Below are 26410 nucleotides of genomic sequence, written 5' to 3' on the forward strand. Positions count from 1 at the left end.
TACGTGATCCTCAATGGCCATACAGACCGACATTTCGCTTCGCCCGGCGCGCGCCCGCAAACCTGACTGGATTCGCGTAAAAGCTCCTGTCAGCAAGGGGTATAATGAGACCCGCAAACTGATGCGCGATCTGGGATTAAACACCGTTTGCGAAGAAGCAGCCTGTCCCAATATCGGCGAGTGCTGGACGAAAAAGCACGCAACGGTGATGATTCTGGGCGATGTTTGCACCCGCGCCTGTGCGTTTTGCAATGTCAAAACAGGCATGCCGCGAGTGGTCGATCCGCTCGAACCAGAGCATACCGCCGTTGCTGCCGCCAAGCTCGGGCTGGAACACATCGTGGTGACCAGCGTGGACCGTGACGATCTGCCGGATGGCGGAGCAAGCCAGTTCGTAAAGGTGATCGAAGCGTTACGCAGGACGACACCCGACACGACAATCGAAATCCTGACACCTGACTTCCGCAACAAAATGCGCCCGGCTGTCGAAGCCATTTGTGCAGCTGGACCAGATGTTTATAACCATAACCTCGAAACGGTTCCAAGATTGTATCCGACTATTCGTCCCGGTGCGCGCTACTATGCGTCTTTGCGTTTGCTCGAAGAAGTGAAGGCGCATGATCCGATGATCTTCACGAAATCCGGGATCATGCTGGGGCTGGGTGAACAGCGTCTGGAAGTTCATCAGGTGATGGACGATATGCGAAGCGCAGACATCGATTTCATGACAATGGGCCAATATTTGCAGCCAACGCCCAAACATGCGGCTGTCGAAGACTTTGTGACCCCCAAGCAATTCGACGCCTTTGGTTCCATAGCGCGTGCGAAAGGCTTTCTGCAGGTCGCTTCCAGCCCGTTGACCCGGTCGAGCTATCATGCCGGAGATGATTTCGAACAGATGCGTCTGGCGCGCGAGACGAAGCTGGCCAAGGCCGCTGCGAAAACTCGCTAGTGCCGGGCGTTCACCAGGTCCGCCAATTGCCTTATTCGGCCGAACAGATGTTCGATCTGGTTGCCGATGTGCAAAGCTATCCTGAATTTCTACCCTGGGTCGTCGCGACGCGCGTCAAGTCAGACGGTGAAACCGAAATGCTGGCGGATATGCTGGTGGGTTTCAACAGCTTGCGCGAAAAATTTACTTCGAAGGTCATTAAGGACCGGCCGGCCAGGCTGGAAGTACAATATATCGACGGACCTATGCGGGACCTCAGCAACCGGTGGATTTTCATGCCCGCAGACAGCGGCTGCACAGTGGATTTCTGTGTCGATTTTACCTTTAACAACCGTGTCTTCGAAGCCTTGGCGGGCCAGTATTTCGACCGCGCCTTTCGGAAAATGATGGCGGCATTCGAAGACCGCGCCCACGCGCTTTATGGCAACAGCAACTCCAACGCGCAAACGGTGGCCTGAAGGCGGACTTGCGCCCGGTTGGCGCTGCTGAACAACTTCATCTCCGATTCGGGCTGCTCGTCTCCGCGAACCGCTTTAGCAAATACGACCGTCCCGACTGGCTTCAGATCGCTGCCTCCATCAGGACCAGCAATACCGCTGACCGCGACCGCAATATCAGCGTTGCTGTGTTTCAGCGCGCCTTGAGCCATTGCCCAGACGCAGGCGACAGATACAGCGCCCAATGCCTCGATTATATCGGGCTGCACTTCGAGCATTTCCATCTTGGATTCGTTGGAATATGTCACAAAGCCGCGGTCCAGCACAGCGGATGATCCCGGAATTTCGGTCAGTGCTGCAGCCACGAGGCCGCCGGTACAGCTTTCGGCCAGAACAATTGTTCGTCCAAGCGCCGAATTTTCTTCGACAACCCTGCGCGCCAGTTTTTCAATTTGCACCGGTAACACGGTCTCACGCATCAAATCGAACCGGCGCAGCAGGCGTGAATGGCATTTGATCGCTTCATGACGCGTCCTCTTAATTAAGTAAAATCGTAACCGCGGCCTGCGCTGCGATACCTTCGCCCCGTCCAGTGAACCCCAGCCGTTCGGTCGTCGTCGCTTTAACGCTAACGCAGTCTGCATGCACGTCGAGCAATTCTGCCAATTTGCTGCGCATGGCGGCTCTGTGTGGACCGATCTTGGGCGCTTCGCAAATGATCGTCAAATCGACGTTGCCGACACGGTACCCGGCCTTGTTCAAAAGCAGAAGCGCATGGCCGACGAAGCGATCCGAACTTGCGCCTTTCCATTGCGGGTCGTCGGGCGGGAAATGATCGCCGATATCTCCAGCACCTGCCGCGCCCAGCATGGCGTCAACCACAGCGTGCAGCGCCACATCGGCATCGCTGTGGCCGGACAAGCCATGCGAATGTTCGATCTTCAAACCGCACAACCACAATTCCTCGTTTTCAACCAGGCGGTGGACATCGAAACCTGTCCCGACCCTCAGCGTTAGTTTATCGGGCAAGAAATCCTCCGCAAATGTCAGCTTGTGCAGTTTTTCGTCGCCCGCCACGTGGACAACACTCAACCCGAACGCGTGCGCCACTTGTGCATCATCCCCGGCGCCGCGTTCGCCCCTCCAGCTTTTATGCGCCGCCAGAATATCGGCGAGCACAAACCCCTGCGGTGTCTGGACCCTTCGCAGGCTATCGCGTTCGGCACTTCCGCTCATAATCCCCGCTTCGTCCACTGATAGACTGTCCACCACCGGTAGCACAGGTATGGCACCCTGATGGTGCTGCAAAGCGCCCAGCAGACGCGCGATGACGTCGTCGCCCAGATCCGGACGGGCCGCATCGTGGATCAGAACCAGCTGCGGAGCATCGTTTTCCGCAAGCGCCAACGCACGTACAACCGATTCCTGGCGCGTCATGCCCCCTGTCACCAGCCGGATACCGGGCAGGCCGGCAAGCGCAGCTTTTGCGAGACGCTCGGCTCCATCCGGGATTGCGACGATAATCGGCGATGCACCCGCGGACGCAAAGGCGTTTGCCGAGTGCCATACGACGGGCTTTCCGCGCCAGTTTGCAAATTGTTTGGGTACCGGCTGCCCGGCGCGCAATCCCTCGCCTGCCGCAACAATTATTGCAGAGAAAGGGGGAAGGGGTCGTGTTTCGCTCATGTCTTGCGGCGCTTAATCTCTGGACCAACGGACTGCAATCAACTAAGCGCTGCCTGTTTTTTAGGCACACATTGACATAATGACGAAACTTCCAACTCCTCCAGCGTTCAAACCGATAAACATCGGACCTGTTGAAATCGCCTGTCCGGTGGTTCTGGCACCGATGACAGGTGTTACGGATATGCCGTTTCGCACATTGGTGCGCCGGTTCGGATCAGGCCTGAATGTGACCGAAATGATCGCCAGCCCGGCAATGATCCGCGAAACGCGGCAGTCATTGCAAAAGGCGGCGTGGCATCCTGCCGAAGAGCCTGTTTCGCTTCAACTGGCCGGCTGTAGCCCCGATGAAATGGCTGAAGCCGCGAAACTGAATGCCGATCGCGGGGCGGCAATAATAGACATCAATATGGGCTGTCCGGTGAAAAAGGTCGTCAACGGCGATGCCGGCTCCGCCCTGATGCGTGATCTGCCGCTTGCAGCCAGCCTGATCAAAGCCACTGTGGAAGCTGTTGACGTGCCGGTGACGGTCAAGATGCGTATGGGGTGGGATCACGATAGTCTGAATGCACCCGAACTGGCGCATATTGCGGAAGATCTGGGCGCGAAACTGATTACCGTTCATGGCCGCACGCGTTGCCAGATGTACCGCGGCAATGCGGACTGGTCGTTTATCCGCAAGGTGAAGGACGCGGTTTCGGTGCCTGTGATCGCAAACGGAGATATCAACACAATCGATGATAGCGCGCAGGCGCTGGCGCAAAGCGGGGCTGACGGGATCATGATCGGGCGCGGCGCCTACGGCAAACCGTGGCTGCTGGGACAGGTTATGCATTGGCTTGGAACTGGCGAGCAGTTGGATAGCCCCACCTTCGATGACCAGTATGCATTGCTGGTCGAACATTACCGCGCCATGCTTGATCATTACGGAACGATGGTCGGTTCCAAAGTCGCACGAAAACATATCGGCTGGTACACCAAGGGGCTGCATGGCAGTGCGGAATTCCGCAACAAGGTCATGCTCATCGAAGATCCGGAGCAAGTCCTGGGCGAGATTGAACGGTTTTACGATCCGTTTTTGCGGCGACGGGCAGCATGACCGGCGCTGCGGCACGACTGGTCGCCAGCCTGCCGCTTGCCATTTTCACGATCAAACCGGATTTGACCATTGCGTCCGCCAATCCCGCTGCAGAACATCTCACCACGCTCGGCACGAAGCGGCTGATCGGCAGACAGATCAACGATGTACTGACATTCGCAGACCACAAGCTGGCTGACCGTGTTGCGGCATCGGACGGCGAGTTGCTGGCACATGGCGCTGTCATTTCGATTGGCGAGCTTCCCGAAAGGAAATTCGATTTATCGCTATCACCGCTGCTCGGTAAAGAGGGGTGGCAGGCGCTTACCCTGTCGGAGGCGGAAAACGGCAACGCGCAATCACCGGATATGGAAAGTTCGATCCTGCGTGCGCCTGCCATCCTTTCGCACGAAATCAAGAATCCTCTGGCGGCGATAGGCGGCGCAAGCCAGTTGCTCGGCCGGAAACTGGCGGGCAAAGAACTCGATCTGACAAAACTCATCACCCGGGAAGTCGGCCGGATCGCTTCGCTGATCGACCGGATGCAGACCTTGGGCAGCGAGATGCCCGAGCCCGCAGGTGCATGCAATCTCCACGAGGCTATCCGACGAGCGAGAGCGGTTGTCGAAACCGCCGATGCGCAGCCGGTTACGTTGACTGAAGAATTCGATCCCTCGCTTCCCAGCGTTCACGCAAACCAGGATGCGTTGGAACAGGTGCTGATAAACCTTCTGAGCAATGCCATGCACGCTTGTGCGGCGAGCGAGGAGCCGCGGATCACCGTTCGTACCAGATTTGCCAGCGGGCTAAAGCTGAATGTCCTGCGTCTTGGCCGGTCTATCCAGCTGCCGATCGAGGTCAGCATTATCGACAATGGTGCAGGGGTGGATAAATCGGTCAGCGATCACATTTTCGAACCGTTTGTCAGCACCCGCAAAGACGGGCAGGGACTAGGCCTCGCGCTGGTCAGCAAGCTGGTGCGGGACATGAACGGCCGCATTGCGCACGATCGTGACGAGAGAAATTCACTGACCATCTTTCGCCTGCATTTGCCGGTCGCACCATGAACCGTGCTGCCAATATATTGTTGGTCGAAGACGATCCGTCGATTGCGATGGTTATAACCGCCGCTCTGGAAGAGGAAGGCCATTCGGTCGCGCATAGCGAAAGCATAGCCGGGCGTGACGAATTGCTTGGCTCGCAACATTTCGATGTCATGCTGACCGACGTCGTTCTCACCGATGGAGACGGGATTTCAAGCCTGGCATCCATAACCGCGAATTATCCCGGTCTGCCGATCATAATCCTGAGCGCGCAAAACACGCTGGATACTGCCGTGCGCGCAAGTGATACGGGCGCCTTTGAATATTTCCCCAAACCGTTCGATCTCGACGAACTGGTGCGGACGGTCGAGCAGGCGGTGACCCAGCGCGCGGCCCCGTCCGCCGCACAAGACAATCCAAACGACAGCCTGCCGCTCGTCGGGCGAAGTAAAGCCATGCAGGGCGTATTCAGGATGATTACACGCGTTTTGCGTAATGACCTGACTGTCCTCATCCTTGGCGAATCCGGCACGGGCAAGGAACTGGTTGCGGAGGCCATCCACGAGCTGGGCTCTCGCCGCAGCGGCCCGATGATCACGGTCAATGCAGCGGCCATTCCCCGCGAACTTATAGAAAGCGAGTTGTTCGGGCACGAAAAGGGTGCTTTTACCGGCGCCGTCGCACGATCGATCGGGAAGTTCGAGCAAGCCCAGGGTGGCACGTTATTCCTCGATGAAATCGGCGATATGCCGATCGAGGCGCAAACAAGGCTGCTGAGAGCTTTGCAGTCGGGCACGATTAACCGGGTTGGCGGTGCTGACGACATTGCAGTCGATGTCAGGATCATAGCTGCGACCAACCGTGATCTTGCACCGATGATTGCGGCCGGACAGTTCCGCGAAGATCTGTTCTACCGCTTGAACGTCGTTCCGATCGACCTGCCGCCACTTCGTCAACGTGCTGATGATATTCCAGCTCTGGCGGAACATTTTCTCAGACTTGCCGAAGGTGAGGGCCTGCCGCGACGAATCCTTCATCGCAGTGCGGCGGATGCACTTTCGGGCCGAAAATGGCGCGGAAACGTGCGAGAATTGAAGAATGTGATTTACCGCCTGGCATTGCTGGCACGAGATGAAGTGATCGATTCAGGCACTGTCGCTGACCTTTTGACCGAACCCGCAGTCAATGAAGCGGCACAAACGGGTTTTGCGGGTGCGCTGGCCGCATGGCTGGCAGGCAATCCGGACGCAGACGGGAACCTGTATCATGGTGCGTTGACCGCATTCGAAAAACCACTGTTCGAATATGCCCTGCAAAGCACCGATGGGAACCAGTTGAAGGCCGCAAGCAAACTTGGCATCAATCGTAATACCTTACGTAAAAAATTGCAGGATCTGTCCATCAATCCTGACAAATTCAGTCGCGGTAATTAAGCTTCTAAAAGCCCAAAAAACTTGCAAAAAAGCCACAGCGGCGTTGTAAAGAGGCAACGATGAACGAGACGCCTAACCAAGCCGCGCTATCACAGCGCCGATCTGCTCCCGATGCAGACAGCCGCAGGTCACCGCGCTGGCTTCGCAAGGCAGTCGTGGCATTGCGTCGTGCAAATTTTTACGGTCTGCTCGAAATCGCCAGTTTTGCGTCTCTGGTCGGAATGGTCGCCACCGCCTATCTTGCGTTCAGCAATGCGCCCAGCAGTGGTGCTCTGCTGCCTGCGACACAGGCGGGAATGCTGCTCGTCGGAACGTTGATCCCGGCTATGGCGCTGCTTGTCCTGGCAGGCCGGCGCATGGCGATCCGCAGGGCCGCCGGTAGCACCGCCCGATTGCACGTCAGGCTGGTTTTCTTTTTCTCGTTGATCGCGGCAATACCAACGCTGCTGGTGTCCGCATTCGCCGCCTTCCTGTTCCAGTCAGGCGTTGAATTCTGGTTTTCCGATGATTCCCGGGGCCTGATGCAAAATGCCAACCGGCTCGCAAAAGCATATTATGAGGATAACCAGCGCAACGTGGGAGAGGAAACTGTCGCCATGGCCGGCGACATGCGCTTCTATCTGGAGCGTGCGTCGATTACCGACGACGATTTTGCGGATTACTACTTGTTTCAGGCTCAGGGCCGCGAAGTGAGCGAGTCCGCAATTCTTCAGGAAATGGATGACGGGTCGGTAAGGGTCGCGGCCCTGTTCGACCTTGCCGAAGGAAATCAGCCGGAAAAACTCGCCCCCGAGATGTTTGCACAGATCAAGGGTGGCGAAAGCGTTGCGGTCGCGGCGAGCGCAAACCGGATCGAGGCACTGGCTGCAATCGACCGTGTCAGCGGAATTTACCTGTATAATGCGCGTAGCGCAGAAGTCGGTCCGTTCACCCAGTGGGAACGCGCTCAGAATGTCAGCACAGCATATGACAGCCTCACGCGCCGGGCGCGGGCTTTGCAATTGCAGTTCAATCTGGCGCTGTTTTTCGTTTCATTGTCGCTTGTCGGATTGGCCGTGTGGTTCGCTTTGAGATTTGCAGACCGGCAGGTCGAACCCCTTACCGAACTTGTCGCGGCTGCACGCCGGGTCGGATCGGGCAACTTCGCCATGCGGGTTGACGGCCGTACCGGAGCTGACGAGATCGGTCTGCTCAACCGCGCTTTCAACCGGATGACTGCCCAGATTGCCCGGCAGACGGAAGATCTGGTGAGCGCAAACACGCAAATTGACCAACGCCGATCATTTATCGAAGCTGTTCTGGAATCTGTAACGGCCGGTGTGATTTCGCTGAACCCGCATGGCGAAGTGCTGCTGATCAACAGCACTGCACAAAAACTGCTCATCGACGACCCGGATTTTATGCCGGTCGGCAATCACCTGGCGGAATTTGCACCGCAAATCGATGCTATGCTCGACGCGAAAGTCACAAGCGGCCTGGTCCAGCATAACAAGGGCAATGATTTGCTGACTTTGGCAGTAAAGGTGACCAGTGCGACCGATGGGCACGTGATCACATTCGAAGACATCACCAGCCAGTTGCTGGACCAGCGGCAGGCCGCGTGGTCTGATGTCGCCCGCAGGATTGCGCATGAGATTAAAAATCCGCTGACACCCATTCAGCTGGCCACCGAACGGCTAAAGCGGCGCTATCGCCGGCAAATCGAGGCTGACGGCGACCTGTTCGATGAATTGACCAATACGATCATTCGCCAGGTTGGTGATCTCAGGAAAATGGTTGATGAATTTTCCAGCTTCGCACGGCTGCCCAAGCCGGTTTTCCGTAAGGAAGACGCGCTCGATTTGGTCAGGCAATCGCTGTTCCTGCAAGAGGTTGGCAAACCGGAAATCGCCTTCACCCTGACGGGACCCGACACTGAACGCATATTGATCGAATGCGATCGCCATCAATTCGGTCAAGCGATGACCAATGTTCTGAAGAACGCGGCAGAGGCTGTGGAAGCAAGGGCGAACCACGCAGAGCCGGACTTCAAGGGCCGCATAGCCGTACATGTCGAGGCGTCGGAGACAATGTTCACGATTGCGGTCAGCGACAACGGGATCGGTCTGCCCAAAGACAGTGAGAGCATTCTCGAACCCTATATGACCACCCGCGAAAAGGGGACCGGCCTGGGTCTCGCGATCGTTAACAAGATTGTCGAGGAACATGGCGGAGACATGAGCTTCGCCAATTCCGACATCGATACCAAAGAAGGTGGGGGCACCACCGTGAAATTGCGCTTTGCGCGCGAACCCGCAGTCTCGGCAGAGGAAACGGCGCTATGACGGTTTCAATAATATTCTGGAGGATGCGTGATGGCGCTTGATATTCTGGTTGTCGATGACGAACCCGACATTCGCGACCTGGTCGCAGGCGTGCTCAGTGATGAAGGTTACGAATGCCGGACCGCCGGTGACAGCGTATCGGCGTTGGCAGCGGTCGATGAGAGGCGTCCAAGCCTGGTGCTGCTTGACGTGTGGCTGCACGGAAGCCCGATGGACGGCCTCGAAGTCCTTGACGCCATCAAGCAACGGGAGCCCGAATTACCCGTGATCATCTTTTCCGGTCATGGAAATATCGATACCGCTGTGTCGGCCGTCAGCCGCGGGGCAATGGACTTTATAGAGAAGCCGTTCGAGGCAGAGCGGTTGCTCCATCTGGTGGGAAGGGCAACCGAAACCGAACAGTTGCGCCGGGAAAACACCCGTTTGCGCAGCAATTCCTCCGCGACCGACGAGTTCACCGGAAGCTCTGCGGCGATCAATCAGGTTCGCGCCACTTTGAAGCGTGTGGCGAGTACCGGTAGCCGCGTACTTGTGATGGGACCCGCTGGCGCCGGTAAAGAGGTGGCGGCGCGCTTGCTCCATGGGTGGAGCGCCCGGTCGCAAGCCGCATTCGTCACCGTCAATTCTGCCCGGATCACGCCTGAAAGCTTCGAACATGACTTATTCGGCGAAGAGGCCGACGGCAAGCTCGTCCGGCCCGGGCTTCTGGAACTCGCCGACGGGGGAACCCTTTACCTCGATGAAGTGGCTGATATGCCGCTGTCCACCCAGGCTCGCATATTGCGCGTTCTGACCGACCAAAGCTTTGTCCGGGTTGGGGGAAGCCGGCAGATTGGCGTCGATGTTCGCGTGGTGTCTTCGACATCCAAAGATCTCGAGATAGAAATCGAGGAAAAGCGCTTCCGCGAGGATCTGTTTTATCGGCTCAATGTGGTGCCGGTAGAAGTTCCGTCACTGTCAGATCGGCGTGATGATATCCCAGCGCTGGCAGACCATTTTTTTGCGCGCTATGCGGCCGAACAGGCTATTCCGGCGCCGGACATAACGGCAGAAGCCCTGGCCGCCTTGCAATCATATGACTGGCCCGGAAATGTTCGCCAGCTGCGTAATGTGGTGGAACGGACAATCATACTTGCCCCGCGAGATCGCCTGAACTCGATCGATTCGGACATGCTGCCTTCAGAAGTGACCGGAGGAAAGCTTGGTGGGACCAGCGGAATTTCGGCGCTGATGGGCGTGCCGCTTCGCGAAGCGCGTGAGAGCTTCGAACGCGAATATCTTTCCGTCCAGATCAGACGGTTTTCGGGTAACATCTCGAAAACTGCCGCTTTCATCGGCATGGAACGGTCTGCGCTTCATCGCAAATTGAAATTGCTTGGAATGGCAGACCGGAAAGCCGAGAATCGCAAAGGATAGGAACCTCGCATCCTCCCAATCATTACGGACAGGTAGGGAATGCTAATTGCAATACCCAAAATCCGGCGCCGGCTCCCATCGGGCAACGCGATGCCAGAATGCGGACGTAAGGCAGTTCGCCAAAAAAGAGGACTGAACCATGCCATCAGAAGGGACGTTAACCCCTCGGCCAAAGCCAGCGCCCAAGGTAACAGAGAAAACAAACAAACAGACAAACCTTCAGGACCAGTTCCTCAATATTCTGCGCAAAAACAAGACACCGGTGACGATGTTTCTGGTCAAGGGGGTCAAGCTGCAGGGAATCATTACCTGGTTCGATAACTTCTCGATCCTGTTGCGGCGCGACGGCCAAAGCCAGCTGGTTTACAAACATGCAATTTCCACCATCATGCCGGGTCAGCCCATGGACGCTGACGAATTCGACAGTTCGGGAGGAAACCCGAAACAGCGCCTGCTTCAGGATGTATTTCTGTCCAGTGTCCGCGATGTTTCCGTCCAGGTGACGATGTTTCTGGTCAACGGAGTGATGTTGCAGGGTAGAATTGCTGCCTTTGATCTGTTCAGTGTCTTGCTTGAACGTGACGGATTTGTGCAACTCGCTTACAAGCACGCCGTCTCTACTGTACAACCTGCAGAGTCTGTCGATCTGACCGGCGAAGATTTAACCGATATTAGTGGTGATATAGACTGAGCTTCGACGATAACCTCCAAGGCGAAGTATCGCGCGGCGCGCGAGCTATTGTCGTATGTCCGGAAATCCGGGGCCGCCCCAGCGGCACTGATCCGGCTGCCCGGCTTGAGGAAGCGCGCGGGCTGGCTCTGGCCATCGGGATTGTCGTGGCTGACGCCATTACGCTGCCGATCCGCGAAGTTAAGCCCAACACTTTGTTTGGTGCGGGGCAAGTCGATAATATTGCGACAGCCTGCGAGTTGGAAAATGCCGAACTTGTCGTTGTTGACGGCGCACTATCCCCGATCCAACAGCGGAATCTGGAAGACAGGTTGAAACGCAAGGTCATTGACCGGACCGGGTTGATCCTGGAAATTTTTGGAGAACGTGCGGCAACAGCCGAAGGGCGTTTGCAAGTCGAACTGGCGCATCTCGATTACCAGCAGAGCCGTTTGGTACGAAGCTGGACGCATCTCGAACGCCAGCGCGGCGGCTTCGGTTTTCTGGGCGGCCCCGGGGAAACGCAGATCGAGGCCGATCGGCGCATGATCCGTCAAAGAATGGGCAGGTTGCGAAAGGACCTCGAGCAGGTGAAAAAAACGCGGACGTTGCACCGCGAACGGCGGGGCAGGGCACCGTGGCCGGTAATTGCGCTGGTGGGTTATACCAACGCCGGGAAATCCACTCTGTTCAACCATTTGACTGGTGCAGATGTCATGGCAGAAGATCTGCTTTTCGCTACGCTTGATCCAACAATGCGGGCAATTCGTCTGCCCGGCGTGGAAAAGGCTATTCTGTCCGATACCGTAGGCTTCATTTCCGACTTGCCGACCCAGTTGGTCGCTGCCTTCCGCGCTACTCTCGAAGAAGTGACTGCGGCCGATATCGTTGTCCATGTGCGAGATATTTCGAACTCTTCGTCAGCTGCACAAAAAGAACAGGTGTTACAGGTTCTGAAAGATCTGGGCGTCATGGGGGGGGAGGGCGACACTGCGCCGATCCCGATGATCGAGGCATGGAACAAATGGGATCTGCTGGATCAGGAAAGGCGCAACGAACTCAAGCCGATCATATCTGAAAACGATGAAATATTGCCAATTTCAGCAATCACTGGAGAAGGCGTTGACGCACTGATTGCCCGTATCGGCGCAATGCTGACATCGACCGCCAGAACCTACGAATTCAACATCGAAGCGGGCGACGGGCAGAAGATCGCTTGGCTGCATGCCCACGGTGAAATTATCAAGGACGAGGATGGCGGCCAACGCGATGGCGGCCCCCTGCGCCACATGGCGGTACGCCTTACTCCTAAAGAATTTGGCCGGTTTGAAGCGCTCTAATCGCTTTCGGCGCGCTTGACGGCTTGCCATAAAGTTTCCTGCTCGCCGAGACTGAGCGACGCAAAACTGCCTCCTGCCAGAGATTCCATTGCGCGGTAGCGGCGTTCGAATTTTGCATTAGCCGCGCGCAGCGCGTCCTCCGGCGCAATTCCGGATTTTCTTACCAGATTTACGGCAGCGAACAGCAGGTCACCTGCCTCTTCCAACCGGTGAGCGTCGCCGTCGGCATCGGCAAGTTCATCCATCTCCTCACGGACTTTGGCTGCGGGGCCGCTCGTATCTGGCCAGTCAAACCCGTCCCGCGCAGCGCGCCGTTGGAGCTTTTCGGCGCGCAATAGACCCGGCAAAGCATTTGCAACACCGTCCATGGCACTGGTCTCGCCTTTATCATGGCGTTCGGCCTCCTTGAGTGCCTCCCACCTGATTTCCACATCCGTTTGATCATCGTCACCGAAGATGTGCGGGTGCCGCGCCTCCATTTTATCGGAGATGGTTGCGGCAACATCTTCAAAGTTAAAGAGATCCAACTCATCAGCCAGCTGCGCATGAAACACGACTTGCAGCAGCAGATCGCCAAGTTCGGATTGCAATTCGGTCATGTCGCCACGCTCAATAGCGTCCGCAACTTCGTACGCTTCCTCAATTGTATAGGGCGCGATGGTTTGAAAGGTTTGCGCCCGATCCCATTCGCAACCTTGCTGGGGATCGCGGAGGCGTGACATTATGCCGAGGAGGCGGCTTAGTTCCTGGGACATGCTAGATTGATAATATATATTATGTTAAGTTTACTCGTGCTGCTCGTTGGTTGCGCTCTGCCGAACCGGTTTTTAACGGACGGCATTGATAAACAGCGTCGCGACGGCGAAAATCGCTGCCCACGCTAATCCCATTACAATCCATTTTTTGGCTGACATCTGCCGTGCTGCCAATGCGCCGATCGGCAAAATGATCGCCAACCCGACAACCACAATCGTCTGCCAATCCAATGTTTCGCTCATGCGTTTATCTCCAGACCGTCATACCCTACCTGTACGCCATCGGGAATTTCACCACACAGCGTGAGATAGTCCATACTTTTGTCGAGATGGGTCAGGATTGCCTTGCGGGCGCCCGAACGTGACACCAACTCCAGTGCCATTTCAAGGTGCGCATGCGTAGGATGCGGCTCGCGGCGGAGACAATCCGTCACGAGCAGATCGCAATCGGCAAAAACATCCACCATCTCGTCAGTGATTTCACTGAAGTCCGTCGCGTAACCGATTGATTTACCATCGGCTTCGAACCGGAACGCGGTGCTTTGCGCCGGCCCGTGCGGCATCTGGCACCAGCTTATTCCGAAGCCGGCGAACATCCGCAGCCGGTCAAGATTTTCAAGCTCTACTATGGTGTGATAACCATGTTGGCCGGAAAAAACATACCCGAACCGGTTGCGGAGCCGTCTGGCTGTTTCGGCATTGGCAAACCCCGGGATCGGCCCTGCACGGCCATAACGGAGCGGACGAAGATCATCGATGCCGTGACAATGATCTGCGTGATCGTGCGTCCAGAATACTGCATCGATGGAATCGATCCGTTCTCGGAGCAACTGCGTGCGCAGATCGGTCGATGTATCTACCAGAATGCGCTTGCCCTGATCATTTTCAACCATGATCGAAACGCGAGTGCGCCGGTTTTTCGGCTCGGCGGGATCGCAAGCCCCCCAGTCATTTCCGATCCGCGGGACCCCCATGGATGTGCCGGAACCCAGCATCAGCACCTTCACCGGGATGCCTTCGTAAACAAACCGAAGAAATTGCCGGTGGTGATCCGGCTCAGTTCTTCAACGGAAACGCCGCGCAAATCAGCCACAAACCGGGCCGTATCTGCAACGAAAGCCGGTTCGCAGGTTTTTCCGCGATTTGGCACCGGGGCGAGAAATGGCGAATCTGTTTCAACCAGAATCCTGTCATCAGGAATGGTCTTGGCGACGTCCTGAAGATCCCTGGCGTTCTTGAATGTAACGATACCCGACAAGGAAATAGTCAGTCCAAGCTCCAGCACTTTCGCACCGAAATCGGCAGAGGCGGTGAAACAGTGGATGAGCGCTGGAAACCGCCCGATCTCCATCTCCTCTGCCAATATCGCCGCGGTATCGCTTTCGGCGGCGCGAGTGTGGATGATGATCGGCAGTCCCGTCTCGCGAGCGACGCCGATGTGCATTCGAAACAAGGCCTTTTGCACATCACGATCGGATTTGTCGTAATAGTAGTCGAGGCCGGTTTCTCCGATGGCAATCACTTTGGGACTGCGCGTTTTTGCCAATAAGGCTGCCGCGCCCAAATCGGCGTGTCCGTCAGCCTCGTGCGGATGTATTCCTACGCTGGCCCAAACATCCGGCTCGCGCTCGGCAGTAGCGATCACCTGATCCCACTCGCTCTGGCGGGTGGAAATATTCAGAAACCCCCCTACTCCGGACTGGCGTGCGCGCATCAGAACAGTTTTCTGCTCTTCGACCAGCCCATCATATTCGAGATGGCAATGGCTATCGATCAGCATCACGCGGCTGCCGGCATTTCTAGGCGCGGGAAAGCGGGCGCCGGGCTATCGACCCGTATCTCACCGAGAGTAATATCCTGATCCAGCGCAGCAAAATCGCGCGCATCAGCAGGAATGCATAATGCATCGAGCAGTTTTGCCGCAGCATCCGGCACTACCGGGGAAACCGCGATCGCCAGATCGCGGATACATCCGCAGAGCGTGGCAAGCACACGCTGCATCCTTACCGGATCAGTTTTTCGAAGAGCCCAGGGGGCCTGTTCATCCACGTAAGCATTGCAAGCGAACACAGCTTGCATCCAATGGTCCAGACCGTGCGAGAACGCCAGATCATCAAACGCCGCGGGCAGTTCGTCGCGGCAGGCTTTAAGCACTTTGGCGCGCAGATCCCGATCTTCAGCCGCGATATCGCCATCGGCCAGAATCCGCCCATCGCAGTTTTTGACGATGAAGCTCAAAACGCGTTGAGCCAGATTCCCGAACGAATTGGCCAGTTCGGCGTTGCTCCTGGTGACGATGGCCTCGGGTGAAAAACTGCCATCCTGACCGAAAGCCACTTCGCGCATCAGGAAATAGCGCAGGACATCGACGCCGAATTCACTAGCCAATTCAATCGGATCGGTAACATTTCCCAGAGATTTACTCTCCTTCTGGCCGCGATTGAGCAAGAATCCATGGCCAAAAACTTTTTTGGGCAGAGGCAGTTTTGCGCTCATCAAAAATGCTGGCCAATAAACCGAATGAAACCGCACGATATCCTTACCAATCAGGTGAAGGTCGGCTGGCCAGAACTTCGAAAAATTCTCCGTTTCTTCAGGGAAGCCAAGCCCGGTCAGATAATTGGTCAGCGCATCCACCCAAACATACATCACATGATCGTCGCTGCCTGGGACTTTTACCCCCCAATCGAAGCTTGTCCGCGAAATCGAAAGATCGCGCAGTCCGCCCGCCACAAACGATGCCATTTCATTGCGCCGGCTATCGGGCTTTAAAAATTCCGGATTATTCTCGTACAAAGCAATTAACTTGTCCTGAAAGGCCGAGAGTTTGAAGAACCAGCTTTCCTCTACAGTCCATTCTACCGGTGTGCCTTGGGGTGAAAGCTTTTCCTCGCCGTCGCCTTGTTCGAGTTCGCTCTCGTCGTAATAGGCTTCGTCGCGGACCGAATACCAACCTTCGTAACGATCGAGATACAGATCACCGTTTGCTTCCATGCGGCGCCAAAGTTCCTGGCTTGCCTTGTGGTGATCGGCTTCGACAGTCCTGAGAAACCGGTCATACTTAACATTCAAAGCATCGCACATCGCGATAAAAATGCGCGACATTTCATCAGCAAGCATCCGCGGGCTCTTGCCAAGTTCACGCGCCTTTTGCGCCATTTTCAAGCCATGCTCGTCTGTGCCGGTCTGAAACCTGACATCAAAACCCTGCAAACGTTTGAAGCGCGCCATGACATCGGCCGCAATCGCTTCATAGGCGTGCCCGATATGCGGGGGCCCGTTGGGATAGCTGATGGCAGTCGTGATGTAATAGGTGTCGGCCATAACGGGCGCGGAAGCTTTCGTAAAAGTTGGGTCAGGCCGCTTCACTAGGGTTTGCCGCCTTGGCGAGCAAGCTACCGATTTCCATGATCAGCAGCCCGGCGTCGAAATTATAGGTCGGAGCCTGTGCACCAAGTTTTACAAGCTGCGAATGCGCTTCGATGATGCCCGGCAAGCGTGATTTGTCTGCCCCCGTGAGTTCAGCAGCCAGAACCCCGCGCGCAACGTTCAATGTCGTCAGGATCCGGTCCCGGCCCGGCCGCGCGCCAAGCGTATCGGATAATTGACCTCTCAGCGTAAAGCTGGAATCACCGCTCCGCGAAATCTCGCGCAGCAAACGGTCCAGCGCGCCCAGATTATGCTCGACAAACTCAAGTGCGGCACCGGGCGAACCCCCGGCCAGCGCAATAGCCGCATCACGTGTGGACGCATCCACGTCAGGCGCCTTCGCGGAAACAATCTGGCCAAGCTGGACATCTGTTAGTGAAGCGAAGCGAAGCACACGGCACCGTGACCGGATAGTTGGCAACAAGCGCGCCGGCCGGTGGGCAACAAGCACGAAATATGTTCCCGCTGGCGGTTCTTCCAGACTTTTGAGCAAAGCATTCGACGCAGATTTTTCAAGATCGTCCGCCGGATCGATGATGATTACCCGGCGATCACCCAGTGTCGGCCGCGTGTTCAAACGCTTTTGCATCTCGCGGATTTGCGCGACCGAGATATTGCGCTTTGCCTCGAACGGTGTGCCCTCATCCCGCTTCTTTGCTTCCTTGTCATCCTTGGGCAGATTGGTGAGCGTTATTATGTCCGGGTGCGGCGCTGAAATCGGCGGGCTTCCCGGCTCGGCCACAAGCTCGCGCGCCGCATCTACGGCAAAATGCGCCTTACCCAGCCCCTGCTTGCCGGCGAGCAGCCAGGCATGGTGCATCCTTGGGCCGGATTGAGCATCGCGCCATTGCTGCCATGCGTCTTCGTGGCCGACCAACGCCATTAGTCGTCTGCCAGAAGCGGCGCGATTGCCGCCACAATTTTCGCGTGGATCGCTGCCGGACTGCCTGTGCCGTCAATCCTTGCGAATCTTCCCGGATCTTCATCGGCGAATTGACTGAAAGCAGCCGCTACCTTCGCGTGATAAAACGCGCTGCGGCCACCAATACGGTCATCATTTCCGCCATCACGTGTAACAAGTCGTTCCGAGACCATGGATGCGGGGACTTCGATCAGAAAAGTGAGATCCGGCAGTAACCCCTCACTGCCGATATCGTGCAGGGTAAGAATATCCTTGTCGCCCAGCCCGCCGGCGCCGCCTTGATATGCGCGGCTGGAATCGACAAACCGGTCACATATCACCCACTTCCCCTGTTCGATCGTTGGCCGGATTGTCTTTTCGACATGGTCGGAGCGGGCGGCTGCAAACAGGAGCGCCTCTGCTCGCGGCCCCCACCCCTCGCCTTCGGATGAGAGCAACAGATGACGAATGTTCTCCGCGCCGCCGGTCCCGCCCGGCTCGCGGGTCAGGATGCATTCGATGCCCCGCTTACCAAGTGCCGAAGCAAGCATTGCAGCCTGCGTCGATTTGCCAGCGCCCTCGCCCCCTTCGAATGCGATGAATTTCCCCCGCACTATCAAACCAATGACCTCAGGCCGTTATAAAGGCGCCAGAACACTCCCGCCCGTTCAACCGGGATGTCCGAGACCAACGGGACCGTCGTTGTCGGCAGCCCTTCCACCTGGACCTGCAAATCGGCAATTGCCGTATCCGTGCCGAACGGAGCCCGGACCGGCCCGCGATATCGCACATTCAGCTCGACGCCAGGATCCTGGCCTTTGGGGAAAGTTACGAAGATATCTTCCGGGGCAACCAGATTGACGTGTCCGGCGTTGCCATCCTGAACGGGAATTTCCGCGAGAATCTGGCCAGCGCGGAAGATGCGCCGCGATTCGAAATTGGCTAATCCCCACTCGAGAAATTCACGCGCTGCCCGGTTTCTTGCGCCCGCGCTACTACTGCCCGCCACAATCATGACGACGCGCCGTCCATCCCGCGCAGCCGTTCCCAAAAATCCGTATCCAGCCTGATTGGTGAAGCCGGTTTTGATACCGTCCGCACCATTAACGACGCCAATGGTCGGGTCATGATTATCCTGCGCGATACCATTATACGACATTCCCTTGTTGCCGATATAACGGCCGTAAAGTTCTGGGTGCCTTTCGACCAAGGCCCGAGCCAGTTTCGCCAGATCGCGGGCTGTCGTGAATGTCCTGCCTTCATCAGGCCAGCCATTGGGTGTTCCAAAATAGCTGTTGTTCATTCCTAATTTTCGCGCAGACTTGTTCATCTGGTCGATCCAGCCATCCACCGATCCCGCGGCGTTGAGCGCCAACAGGACACTTGCATCATTGGCGGAAACCGTTGTTATGCCCATCAATAACTGATCGACTGTAACCCGCTGGTTCAATGGCAGGAACATGGTCGATCCCTTGCGGTGCCAGTCTTCGAACGTCGTTTCGTCCATCACGAAAGACTGACGTGCGGAAATGCGGCGTTCCTCCATCATCTGGAAGGCGACCAAAGTGGTCATGACCTTGGTTATCGAAGCCGGTACAAATCGCCGGTCACTATCGCGCGCGAACAGCGTCTGTCCCGAATTCAGATCCAGCATCAATGCAATCGGTGCATCGTCGGCTGCCGGTATCCCCGCCATCGCCGAAATGCGCACAGGGAAGCTGACGACTGCCAGCAGCAATAAAATCTGGAACAACCTGCTCAAAACCGCTCCTGCCACCGGACCGGAGCCGGGTGATTAACCTACTGGTGAAACTCTGGCATCACTATAGCCTGCAGCTTTGACCTTGGCGAGCGCCGCTTGCGCTTCTCCACGGCTGTCAAAAGGACCCGTGCGAACGCGGAAATAGCGTCCGTCCGGCACGACAAATCCGCCCAGACCTTTTGCTGCCTTATCGGCGTTGCTGCGCACCGAAAAGGCAGCTGCCTGGACGACGTAATCACCCGTAGCCGCTGCCAATCCAGTCGCTGTTTCGACCGATGAACGCCGGCGCACCACGGCTTGCGTCCGGGCAGACGCGGTTGCTGTGGGCTCAATGGGTGTCAGTGCATAGTTGGCCCCGCTCGTAATCGGGCCTGCAGAAGGCGCGATAAAAGGCCTTGCAGGGCTTGGAGTGCCAACCGCAATCAAAGGTGTGGAGCCGTTATCTGGAAGTTTGCGCTTTAACACCGCAAGCAGCGACGCAGGCGTTTCCATGCGCTGCGAAGCGGGTCCATCCATTCTCAGTTTGGCGCGGTCGATTTCGGGCGGATTGACCCGCCGGACCCTGATCGGCGCGCCGTCGGATATGCCCAGTTGGCTGGAAGCGTCTTGCGACAAACCGAGCAGACGAAACCCCGCCATAGGGCCGCGCTCCTCCACCCGGACCAGAATCGTCCGGCCGCTGTCCAACGCTGTCACTTCCGCATAACTTGGCACGGGCAATGTGCGGTGCGAGGCGGTCACGCCTGCCCCTGCGGTTATCATTAGCCCGGCATAACCTACCTCGTCATAATTGAGCGAATCTGTGGGCGTGTAGAGCTTTCCGTCGACCGAAAACGGGTCGCCGATGATCACCGGGTAATCGGCAGCAGGCCCGTTCCGCACCGAATCAGATGCCGCAGCAACGTCTGCTTCGCTGTGGCTGGCCGCGTTGCACGACGAAACAGCTATTCCGACCGACAATAAAGCGATCACTCCAGTCGAATTTTTACCGTTTGATCTCATCTGCTAACAACCCAACACTCATAGCGTAATAGTTTGAGCAGTTGTATTCGAGGATAACCTTGTAATTTCCGGTTAAGAGCCACGCAGATTCGTTTTGACCATCGGGTTCGAACAGCGATGCCATGACGTCATCGGCGAGGTACTGCTGTGGACGAACGCCCAAATTGCGCCATTCCGCAACGGTTTTCCATTGACTGTGACGTTCGTGAACACGCGGACAGACGGGTGAACGGGTTTTGTTTTTGATGACTTCCCGGTTCAATGAAGCGGGAACAAATGCTTTGACGCCCCATGGCTGCCCGTTGCGCCAGCCTGCATCACGAAAATAGTTCGCTATGGATGCCAAGGTGTCGTCGCGGCTATTCCAGATGTCCCGATCCCCGTCACCGTCGCCGTCTTTTGCCAGGCGCAAATAGACGCTGGGCAGGAACTGGGGATTGCCAAACGCGCCGGCCCAACTCCCTTTCAGGGTAGATCGATTAACCCCTAAATCCGCAATCTTGAGCAAATCTATGAATTCACCGGAAAACAGATCACGCCGCCGTCCTTCCCACGCCAGTGTTGCCAGCGAACGCGACAGGTCGAAATCGCCGGTATAGCTGCCATAATTTGTTTCATGGCCCCAGATTGCAATCACGATTTCACCGGGCACCCCGTAATCGCGCTCGATATTGCGTGTCGCTGTGCGGGTTGCCGCAAACATATTTCTGCCCCCGGTGATGCGCGCCGTATCAACGTGACGATCAATATAGGGCTGTAACCGGGGAAATCCGCTTTGCGTCGGTGAACCGGGTTGACCGCGGTCAAGTTCGATCACCCTGCTGTTGGGTGTGAGGTCATACGTCATACGCCGGATTGTCGGCTCGCTCACCCCCTCAGCGCGGGCGCGGGCCTTCAGGACTTCGAGATAGGCATCAAACGAAACGTTTTGAGCCGAAGCGCCAACGGGGATCGTAAGTGCCGCAGCACTGGCGAATGCGAGGAGGCGTTTTAGAGATTTCATATCCAGCATCTCGCATAGATTAGCTGTCTGCAAAATGACTCATTCGAGTTTTTCCCGGTTTCACCACTGAAAGCATAACATGTCGGCAGTTTTCGGCAGCAAATCCTGGTCAGACAAAGAAAAGCCCCGCAAAAGCGGGGCCTTCCAAACAAATTTTCACGATCAGGTTATTGGCTAACCGGCAGATCTTCTCTGCCTTCACCGTCGCTGTCACCGATCAGGATAACACCAAGGATAATCGCTGCGATTGCAGCAAGAACCAAAGGCGCACGAGGAGCAGCACCCAGCTCGCTCTTCTCAGCGGCTGGTGCAGAAGCACGATCAGCAGCCTGAGCGACAACTGGCGTAGCGATCAGCGAAAGTGCAGCGGTCGAAGCGAGAATTTTACGTGAAATCATTATCTAAGTCCCTTTGAAGTCGAATCTCTATCTCGGCTTTAGCAACTAACCACCAAATACTACAATCTCTTTTCGCCAGCCGGATCGAGGAGCCCACACATAGTGATATAATTACCACCGCCCGTCGATGCAAATCCGGCTGGTCCAAATAATTCTGTGGCAGACAGGGTGTCCGGCAAATATTCGTACTTTTGCTTAATTATCAAGAGCTTAAGGGCAAATATTTGGCCCTCACCGTTATCAACCCTTACATGCGCGCAAGGCTGCAATTTAGCTAGATTGGCATACTAGTCGGGTTTAGAACCGGACTTTTTGCCAAGAAACGCTCTGTGCCAATAGTTCGCGATCTTAATTTTTAAAATTCAGCGAAAGGATTGAAACAAATCAAATTTCACGTAATTCTATTGCGAAAGCAAAGGGAGAGGCATGAAATTCATTGCAGTCGACTTGGAAACCGCCAACCCACGGATGAGCAGCATTTGTCAGATTGGCATTGTTGCATTTGAAAACGGCGTGGAAACCCGCTCTGAAACTATCTTGCTTGACCCGCAAGATTACTTTGACCCGTATAATGTCAATATTCATGGAATTGACGAAGCAGCTGTTCGCGGAGCGCCAACCTTTCAGCAAGTTCATAACCGAATCTGTGAGTTAGTTGCTGGCGAAATCGTCGCCTGTCACACACATTTTGACCGTGTAGCGCTTGCGCAGGCTTGTGGTCTGCATGAGTTGGACCCGCTGCCTTGCAACTGGCTCGATACAGCACGTGTCGCGCGGAGGGCTTGGAATGAATTTTCAAAAACTGGTTATGGACTCAAAAACATAGCGAGTAAGTTCGGTATTGAGTTTCAACACCATGATGCTGAAAGCGATGCTCGTGCTGCGGGCTTAATTCTAATCAGAGCAATGCAAGATACGGGCTTTTCGCCAAGCGAATGGGTTGATCGGTGCAAAAGTAGTGGCACTTCATCGCAAGGTTTTAGCGTAAAGCGCGAAGGTGATGGCGATGGACCGCTGCTTGGAGAAACCATAACATTTACTGGCTCACTTCTCGTTCCGCGCCGTAATGCCGCTGACATGGCGCATGAAGCAGGGGCGGCAGTCAGTCCCGGTGTTACGAAGAAAACATCATTACTTGTCGTTGGCGATCAAGACATTGAGCGGTTGAATGGCAAATCAAAGAGCGGAAAACACCGCAAGGCGGAGGCACTAATCGAGGGTGGCCAATCCATTCGGATTCTTGGAGAGGCAGACTTCATGAAGCTATGCAAAACCTAGCATTTCTTGCCGGTTGAATTTGAATGTCAGAGCCATTGGTTGGAACATTACACATATGCTCACAAGCTGATTCAGCCTCTTCAATGTGGACCACACCTTAATCAATTTCGACTGGAAAAAACTTAATGATCTTTGAAATCATTGACGTTATATGGCCAAAATGAACAAAGTTTTGATAGAGGCGCACTTTTGTGGGTGATTTCCCAAAATGGATGCCGGATGGCTGCCCACAAGATTCCGAAGAAATTGAATGCACCTTGTATCGTGGTTGTAAGGACAATCCCCCTAGTGATGAGGATTTAACACCACACGCGCTTTCTTCGAAGCCGCGCAAGCAGAAACTAGCAGAAGGTATGGGCTGCATCGGCTTCGCACTGTCTGTTTGGGTGACTGAAGCAGATGCAACTCATGCGCAAAAGCTATTCCCTAAGCTGGGTGCAAAGTGGCATATTTTTGCAGCGAAAGTTTCGAAGACTGATGGACAGCTTGCGGCAACCCCGTCCAGAAGCCAGCCCGGGCATCACAGTTATTGGCCGTATGAGAACGTCGATTTGAAGGGTCGCCTTTCCTTAGCAATTCCTCCATTGGTTAATTCGTGATGGCTGGCTCAAACGCTTTTAATGCAAATTGGACCGGTGAGGTGCTCTCTCCGGACGAGATCCTGTATTATCTCGATGGCCCCGCAATATTCTTGAAGAGCGTTGGACCGTTCACGTTCCTTTTTGTAAAAGCGGACGAGAAAGACGAGTGCGATTTCTACATTGCCTCGCAAATTGCTAGTAAACAGGTCCGCTATTTGAAATCAGGCAAGCTGTCTGTGCGTGGAGCACTTCTAAGCGGTAACCTGTGGGTGTTTGAGCTAGATTTGGACTTGACCGTGCTTCGGCACGAAGAGGTGAGCGAAAGCGAAATTGAGTCTTTCCTTCCGCAACAGGGAATAGCGCTTCGGGCAGACTTTGGCGTTGTCCCAGATTCAGTTCAACAATCTGAAGCGTCATATGCGTTCAAGTTCTTTGGCGATGAGATGAGCGAGAAGGGCATGCCGTTCTCGACGTTTAAGGGTCTGGTTGATGATGTTTATTCGACACTTCGCAAGGTCTTAACCCCCCCATCTTTAGGGCACGGTAAATCTACTGGAGTTTTGGATTTTCCTGTTCGCCAACCCGAATTTGCAAGCTTAGTTATTGCAGTAGATGCCCCAGAAATAGATTTGGCTCGTTTCAAGCGAGGAAAGAAGACTAAGGATTTAGACGCAAACGAGGTTTTGGCAGAATCTGAAGTGTTGGGCGTTGATTTTGCTCAGCACCTCAAGCGGACAGTGGACGTGATGGGAGCACACGGACTTCCTGATAAGTATGCAAGCGACAACCTCGACTTCCTCCTCACACTCGTCGATATATTACCCAGCCAACGCGGCGATGTTAAGCGGATGCAGTTCTCGACAAATGGTAGGGGTAAAACTGACGTATTCGTCGACGTTGACCTTTTGACTGCCGAAAAAATTCGAGCGTCTGTCAGAGAAGTTGAAGACCAAGAAGCAAGGGTTCATGGTTTTATTTCTGGGATTTTGGAGGGGTCTAATTCGCTTAGGATTAAGACCATCTACAAGAGAGAAATCACTTGCAAATTGAGCGCCGAAATATTTGATGAGATATTGGGCGAAGGTAAGTTGGTGATCGGAAAGCCAGTAATTGTAGAGGGTCTTTTCACAAAGCGCCAGTTACGGGATTTCATGAAGGTTGAGGTTCGGCCCACATTTCCTTGATAGGTTCGGGTTCACGTATGTCCGCCGATATTGCATCACAAGTGACTGTATTTGATAACGTTATTTTTAAATAGCTCGGTGGCGTTGCCTTCAACCCTTACCCTGATGCTTCAACTGCAATTTTGGAGTGCTCAATAAATTAAGAATATCTTTGTAGACAAATGACTTGTTTCGCTCAATGGCCAGAGCATTGGCGAAAAACAGGGGGTATTGGCTTTGTCTGAACTTGAAAATTTGCGCGCTACTCAATTGGATAAAAATGAGACTTCAAGTGGCTCGCCTGAGCGACTTAGCGATAGCAAAAGAATGCTCATAGAGCAGCGAATTGCGAACGAAAAACCAAGCACCGGCGCGGCTTATCTCCTTTGCCTTTTTCTTGGCGCTTTCGGCATACACCGACTCTATCTTGGCGAAAAAGGAACTGGCATTGTGATGCTAATTCTTGGCATAACTATCATTGGATTGCTCGTCACTGGCGTGTGGGCATTCATCGACTTGTTTTTAATTCCATCAATCATCCGTAGACGGATGGACGAATTGCGGCAGCGTCTTACCCTAGAAGCGATGTGATCTAGCCGGCTTCAGATTGCCCCCCACCCGCGATAGCGAATATCCTCTACGCCTATGCCAGCCAGAGCAAGCGGGTCGATGATACCGCCGCTCTGGCTGGCAATGGGTAAATTGTTAGGCTGTGGCGGGATTTCAGTCGCGTCCGGCACATAAACCGCCCAAAGCGTCCTAGCGCCTGTGGTGGCCGTGGCGCGCCTCACTAGATCGCTAAGGCTTTCACCCTCTTGCCGGTCAATCTCGAAGTTAGGCCCACCGATGCCCACAATATCAGCTTCGCAAGCATCCTCGACAGCAAACATCACTGTGGGCAGTTGACGGTGCCGGGAATTGCGTTGCTTTTCCAGCCGCTGAATACGCCGGGTCAATGTCAGGTGACGAGCCATTATTTGCCCTCAACTTCATCTAGTCGGCTATTCAATTTCTCGACACTTTCACGTTCTAGGGTGCGGCTAATTTCGGTTAGGACGTAAACGAGCTTGCCACCTTTAAGCAGGTCAATCTCGCCAGCTTCTAAGCCGCGATAAACGCGGGCCATTTCCCGGCGAATTTGCGGGCTATTCTCAAGGCGCACATACCTTTTCCGAGTTTTCTTTGCGGGGGGAGGGGTAGGCTCAATTCCGCTAGCAGCGGAGGTTTCAACCGCATTGCCGTTACAAAAATCCGCGCTATTGGCGGCGAAAGAGGGCCATCCGTCTGCCATGATCTGCAAAATAATAAGTCAAATTTTTTGCTTGGCAAGTTCTATTCACAAATTCTGTTAATCAATGTAAGTCGATAAGCAATTTGGCACACTTTCTTTTGTGCGTGTCTGAAGCCAAGGTTCGGTGTTAGCTAGCTTTGAATTCATTCGCGCCAAAATATATTGACTAAGTTCAGCTTCAGCATCATATATAATTTTAATAGATGCCTGTATTTCGTCACGACAATCATACATTTCAAACCTTTCAAACATTAGACTAGCGTATTCTTGGTTTTCTTTGAGCTTAGCCTTAGTTGAACGATAGCTCTGAGCTTTCTTAAAACCGGGCATTTCCACAAGCTCTTTTCCGGCTTCTATTTCATTCAAGCAGTTCATTAAAACTCGCACATTATTTAATGCAGCTGGTGAGGACATTTTAGTTACTCCAAATTTTAGGTATTGGTTGGCGGCGACAGCCTGACCATTGCCGGC

The 26410-nt window shown here is 54.9% G+C and carries 29 protein-coding genes; 13 read left to right on the forward strand and 16 right to left on the reverse strand.

Translation table 11 applies throughout. From position 1 onward, the window contains the following. The first annotated feature begins 13 nt into the window (after positions 1–13). On the forward strand, positions 14–952 hold the full coding sequence (gene lipA, locus WFP06_RS06695; RefSeq protein WP_336986447.1) for a lipoyl synthase: 939 nt from the start codon (positions 14–16) through the stop codon (positions 950–952). After that, on the forward strand, positions 952–1410 hold the full coding sequence (locus WFP06_RS06700; RefSeq protein WP_336986448.1) for a type II toxin-antitoxin system RatA family toxin: 459 nt from the start codon (positions 952–954) through the stop codon (positions 1408–1410). Before lipA ends, WFP06_RS06700 begins: the two co-directional genes overlap by 1 nt. Here the strand turns inward: WFP06_RS06700 and WFP06_RS06705 are convergent. Both WFP06_RS06705 and WFP06_RS06710 read right to left on the reverse strand, forming a co-directional pair. Beyond that, entirely contained in the window at positions 1371–1868 is a 498-nt protein-coding gene (locus tag WFP06_RS06705; RefSeq protein WP_336986449.1) for a CinA family protein, read from the reverse strand. The genes WFP06_RS06700 and WFP06_RS06705 overlap by 40 nt on opposite strands. 58 nt (positions 1869–1926) lie before the next feature. Further along, positions 1927–3075, reverse strand: a complete 1149-nt coding sequence (locus WFP06_RS06710; protein ID WP_336986450.1) for a bifunctional 2-C-methyl-D-erythritol 4-phosphate cytidylyltransferase/2-C-methyl-D-erythritol 2,4-cyclodiphosphate synthase — start codon at positions 3073–3075, stop codon at positions 1927–1929. Between the two features lie 79 nt (positions 3076–3154). Between WFP06_RS06710 and dusB the strand changes: the two genes are divergently transcribed. The 7 genes from dusB to hflX all read left to right on the forward strand — a co-directional run bounded on the left by dusB (position 3155) and on the right by hflX (position 12376). Then, positions 3155–4171, forward strand: coding sequence for a tRNA dihydrouridine synthase DusB (gene dusB / locus WFP06_RS06715; protein WP_336986451.1), 1017 nt, complete (start codon positions 3155–3157; stop codon positions 4169–4171). After that, entirely contained in the window at positions 4168–5217 is a 1050-nt protein-coding gene (locus WFP06_RS06720) for a two-component system sensor histidine kinase NtrB (RefSeq protein ID WP_336986452.1), read from the forward strand. Before dusB ends, WFP06_RS06720 begins: the two co-directional genes overlap by 4 nt. Then, a complete protein-coding gene (locus tag WFP06_RS06725) occupies positions 5214–6626 on the forward strand; it encodes a sigma-54-dependent transcriptional regulator (RefSeq protein ID WP_336986453.1) in 1413 nt (470 codons plus the stop codon). Before WFP06_RS06720 ends, WFP06_RS06725 begins: the two co-directional genes overlap by 4 nt. 59 nt (positions 6627–6685) lie before the next feature. Next, entirely contained in the window at positions 6686–8950 is a 2265-nt protein-coding gene (locus WFP06_RS06730) for a sensor histidine kinase (protein ID WP_336986454.1), read from the forward strand. A gap of 30 nt (positions 8951–8980) precedes the next feature. Then, positions 8981–10366, forward strand: coding sequence for a nitrogen assimilation response regulator NtrX (gene ntrX / locus WFP06_RS06735; RefSeq protein ID WP_336986455.1), 1386 nt, complete (start codon positions 8981–8983; stop codon positions 10364–10366). A gap of 139 nt (positions 10367–10505) precedes the next feature. Beyond that, positions 10506–11057 (forward strand): RNA chaperone Hfq, encoded by a 552-nt coding sequence (gene hfq, locus WFP06_RS06740; protein ID WP_336986456.1) that lies wholly within the window; start codon positions 10506–10508, stop codon positions 11055–11057. Continuing rightward, positions 11054–12376, forward strand: coding sequence for a GTPase HflX (gene hflX / locus WFP06_RS06745; protein WP_473829073.1), 1323 nt, complete (start codon positions 11054–11056; stop codon positions 12374–12376). The genes hfq and hflX overlap by 4 nt, the downstream gene beginning before the upstream one ends. Here the strand turns inward: hflX and mazG are convergent. The 11 genes from mazG to WFP06_RS06800 form a co-directional block, all read right to left on the reverse strand. Beyond that, positions 12373–13131, reverse strand: coding sequence for a nucleoside triphosphate pyrophosphohydrolase (gene mazG, locus WFP06_RS06750; protein ID WP_336986457.1), 759 nt, complete (start codon positions 13129–13131; stop codon positions 12373–12375). The genes hflX and mazG overlap by 4 nt on opposite strands. A gap of 72 nt (positions 13132–13203) precedes the next feature. After that, positions 13204–13374 carry a hypothetical protein gene (locus WFP06_RS06755; protein WP_336986458.1) on the reverse strand — a complete coding sequence of 57 codons (171 nt, stop codon included), beginning with the start codon at positions 13372–13374 and terminating at the stop codon, positions 13204–13206. Beyond that, positions 13371–14138 carry an MBL fold metallo-hydrolase gene (locus WFP06_RS06760; protein WP_336986459.1) on the reverse strand — a complete coding sequence of 256 codons (768 nt, stop codon included), beginning with the start codon at positions 14136–14138 and terminating at the stop codon, positions 13371–13373. Before WFP06_RS06760 ends, WFP06_RS06755 begins: the two co-directional genes overlap by 4 nt. Beyond that, positions 14135–14911, reverse strand: a complete 777-nt coding sequence (locus WFP06_RS06765) for a TatD family hydrolase (RefSeq protein ID WP_336987653.1) — start codon at positions 14909–14911, stop codon at positions 14135–14137. The genes WFP06_RS06760 and WFP06_RS06765 overlap by 4 nt, the downstream gene beginning before the upstream one ends. Continuing rightward, complete coding sequence (metG, locus tag WFP06_RS06770) at positions 14911–16455, reverse strand: methionine--tRNA ligase (RefSeq protein ID WP_336986460.1); 1545 nt, start codon at positions 16453–16455, stop codon at positions 14911–14913. Before metG ends, WFP06_RS06765 begins: the two co-directional genes overlap by 1 nt. A gap of 31 nt (positions 16456–16486) precedes the next feature. Continuing rightward, complete coding sequence (locus WFP06_RS06775; protein WP_336986461.1) at positions 16487–17443, reverse strand: AAA family ATPase; 957 nt, start codon at positions 17441–17443, stop codon at positions 16487–16489. Then, positions 17443–18078, reverse strand: coding sequence for a dTMP kinase (gene tmk / locus WFP06_RS06780; RefSeq protein ID WP_336987654.1), 636 nt, complete (start codon positions 18076–18078; stop codon positions 17443–17445). The genes WFP06_RS06775 and tmk overlap by 1 nt, the downstream gene beginning before the upstream one ends. Continuing rightward, positions 18078–19223, reverse strand: a complete 1146-nt coding sequence (locus tag WFP06_RS06785) for a D-alanyl-D-alanine carboxypeptidase family protein (protein ID WP_336986462.1) — start codon at positions 19221–19223, stop codon at positions 18078–18080. Before WFP06_RS06785 ends, tmk begins: the two co-directional genes overlap by 1 nt. Before the next feature lie 33 nt (positions 19224–19256). Beyond that, on the reverse strand, positions 19257–20195 hold the full coding sequence (locus WFP06_RS06790) for an SPOR domain-containing protein (RefSeq protein ID WP_336986463.1): 939 nt from the start codon (positions 20193–20195) through the stop codon (positions 19257–19259). A gap of 13 nt (positions 20196–20208) precedes the next feature. Continuing rightward, positions 20209–21237 (reverse strand): lytic murein transglycosylase, encoded by a 1029-nt coding sequence (locus WFP06_RS06795; RefSeq protein ID WP_419716218.1) that lies wholly within the window; start codon positions 21235–21237, stop codon positions 20209–20211. A 158-nt stretch (positions 21238–21395) separates the two neighbouring features. Then, positions 21396–21626 carry a hypothetical protein gene (locus WFP06_RS06800; RefSeq protein WP_336986464.1) on the reverse strand — a complete coding sequence of 77 codons (231 nt, stop codon included), beginning with the start codon at positions 21624–21626 and terminating at the stop codon, positions 21396–21398. Positions 21627–22052: 426 nt separating this feature from the next. Between WFP06_RS06800 and WFP06_RS06805 the strand changes: the two genes are divergently transcribed. The 4 genes from WFP06_RS06805 (at position 22053) to WFP06_RS06820 (ending at position 25239) form a co-directional block, all read left to right on the forward strand. Beyond that, complete coding sequence (locus WFP06_RS06805; RefSeq protein ID WP_336986465.1) at positions 22053–22904, forward strand: exonuclease domain-containing protein; 852 nt, start codon at positions 22053–22055, stop codon at positions 22902–22904. 191 nt (positions 22905–23095) lie between these two features. After that, positions 23096–23503, forward strand: coding sequence for a hypothetical protein (locus WFP06_RS06810; RefSeq protein ID WP_336986466.1), 408 nt, complete (start codon positions 23096–23098; stop codon positions 23501–23503). Continuing rightward, positions 23503–24669, forward strand: coding sequence for a hypothetical protein (locus WFP06_RS06815; protein ID WP_336986467.1), 1167 nt, complete (start codon positions 23503–23505; stop codon positions 24667–24669). Before WFP06_RS06810 ends, WFP06_RS06815 begins: the two co-directional genes overlap by 1 nt. Positions 24670–24885: 216 nt before the next feature. Continuing rightward, positions 24886–25239 (forward strand): TM2 domain-containing protein, encoded by a 354-nt coding sequence (locus tag WFP06_RS06820; RefSeq protein WP_336986468.1) that lies wholly within the window; start codon positions 24886–24888, stop codon positions 25237–25239. An 11-nt stretch (positions 25240–25250) separates the two neighbouring features. Here the strand turns inward: WFP06_RS06820 and WFP06_RS06825 are convergent, their stop codons facing one another. The 3 genes from WFP06_RS06825 to WFP06_RS06835 are packed head-to-tail and all read right to left on the reverse strand — an operon-like array spanning position 25251 to position 26353. Then, positions 25251–25622 carry a hypothetical protein gene (locus WFP06_RS06825; RefSeq protein WP_336986469.1) on the reverse strand — a complete coding sequence of 124 codons (372 nt, stop codon included), beginning with the start codon at positions 25620–25622 and terminating at the stop codon, positions 25251–25253. Beyond that, positions 25622–25939: a hypothetical protein gene (locus WFP06_RS06830; RefSeq protein ID WP_336986470.1), complete on the reverse strand. Its 318-nt coding sequence runs from the start codon at positions 25937–25939 to the stop codon at positions 25622–25624. Before WFP06_RS06830 ends, WFP06_RS06825 begins: the two co-directional genes overlap by 1 nt. A 57-nt stretch (positions 25940–25996) precedes the next feature. Beyond that, on the reverse strand, positions 25997–26353 hold the full coding sequence (locus WFP06_RS06835) for a hypothetical protein (protein WP_336986471.1): 357 nt from the start codon (positions 26351–26353) through the stop codon (positions 25997–25999). Positions 26354–26410 lie beyond the last annotated feature (57 nt).

It is taken from the genome of Altererythrobacter aquiaggeris (assembly GCF_037154015.1).
GTDB classification, from domain to species: domain Bacteria; phylum Pseudomonadota; class Alphaproteobacteria; order Sphingomonadales; family Sphingomonadaceae; genus Aestuarierythrobacter; species Aestuarierythrobacter aquiaggeris.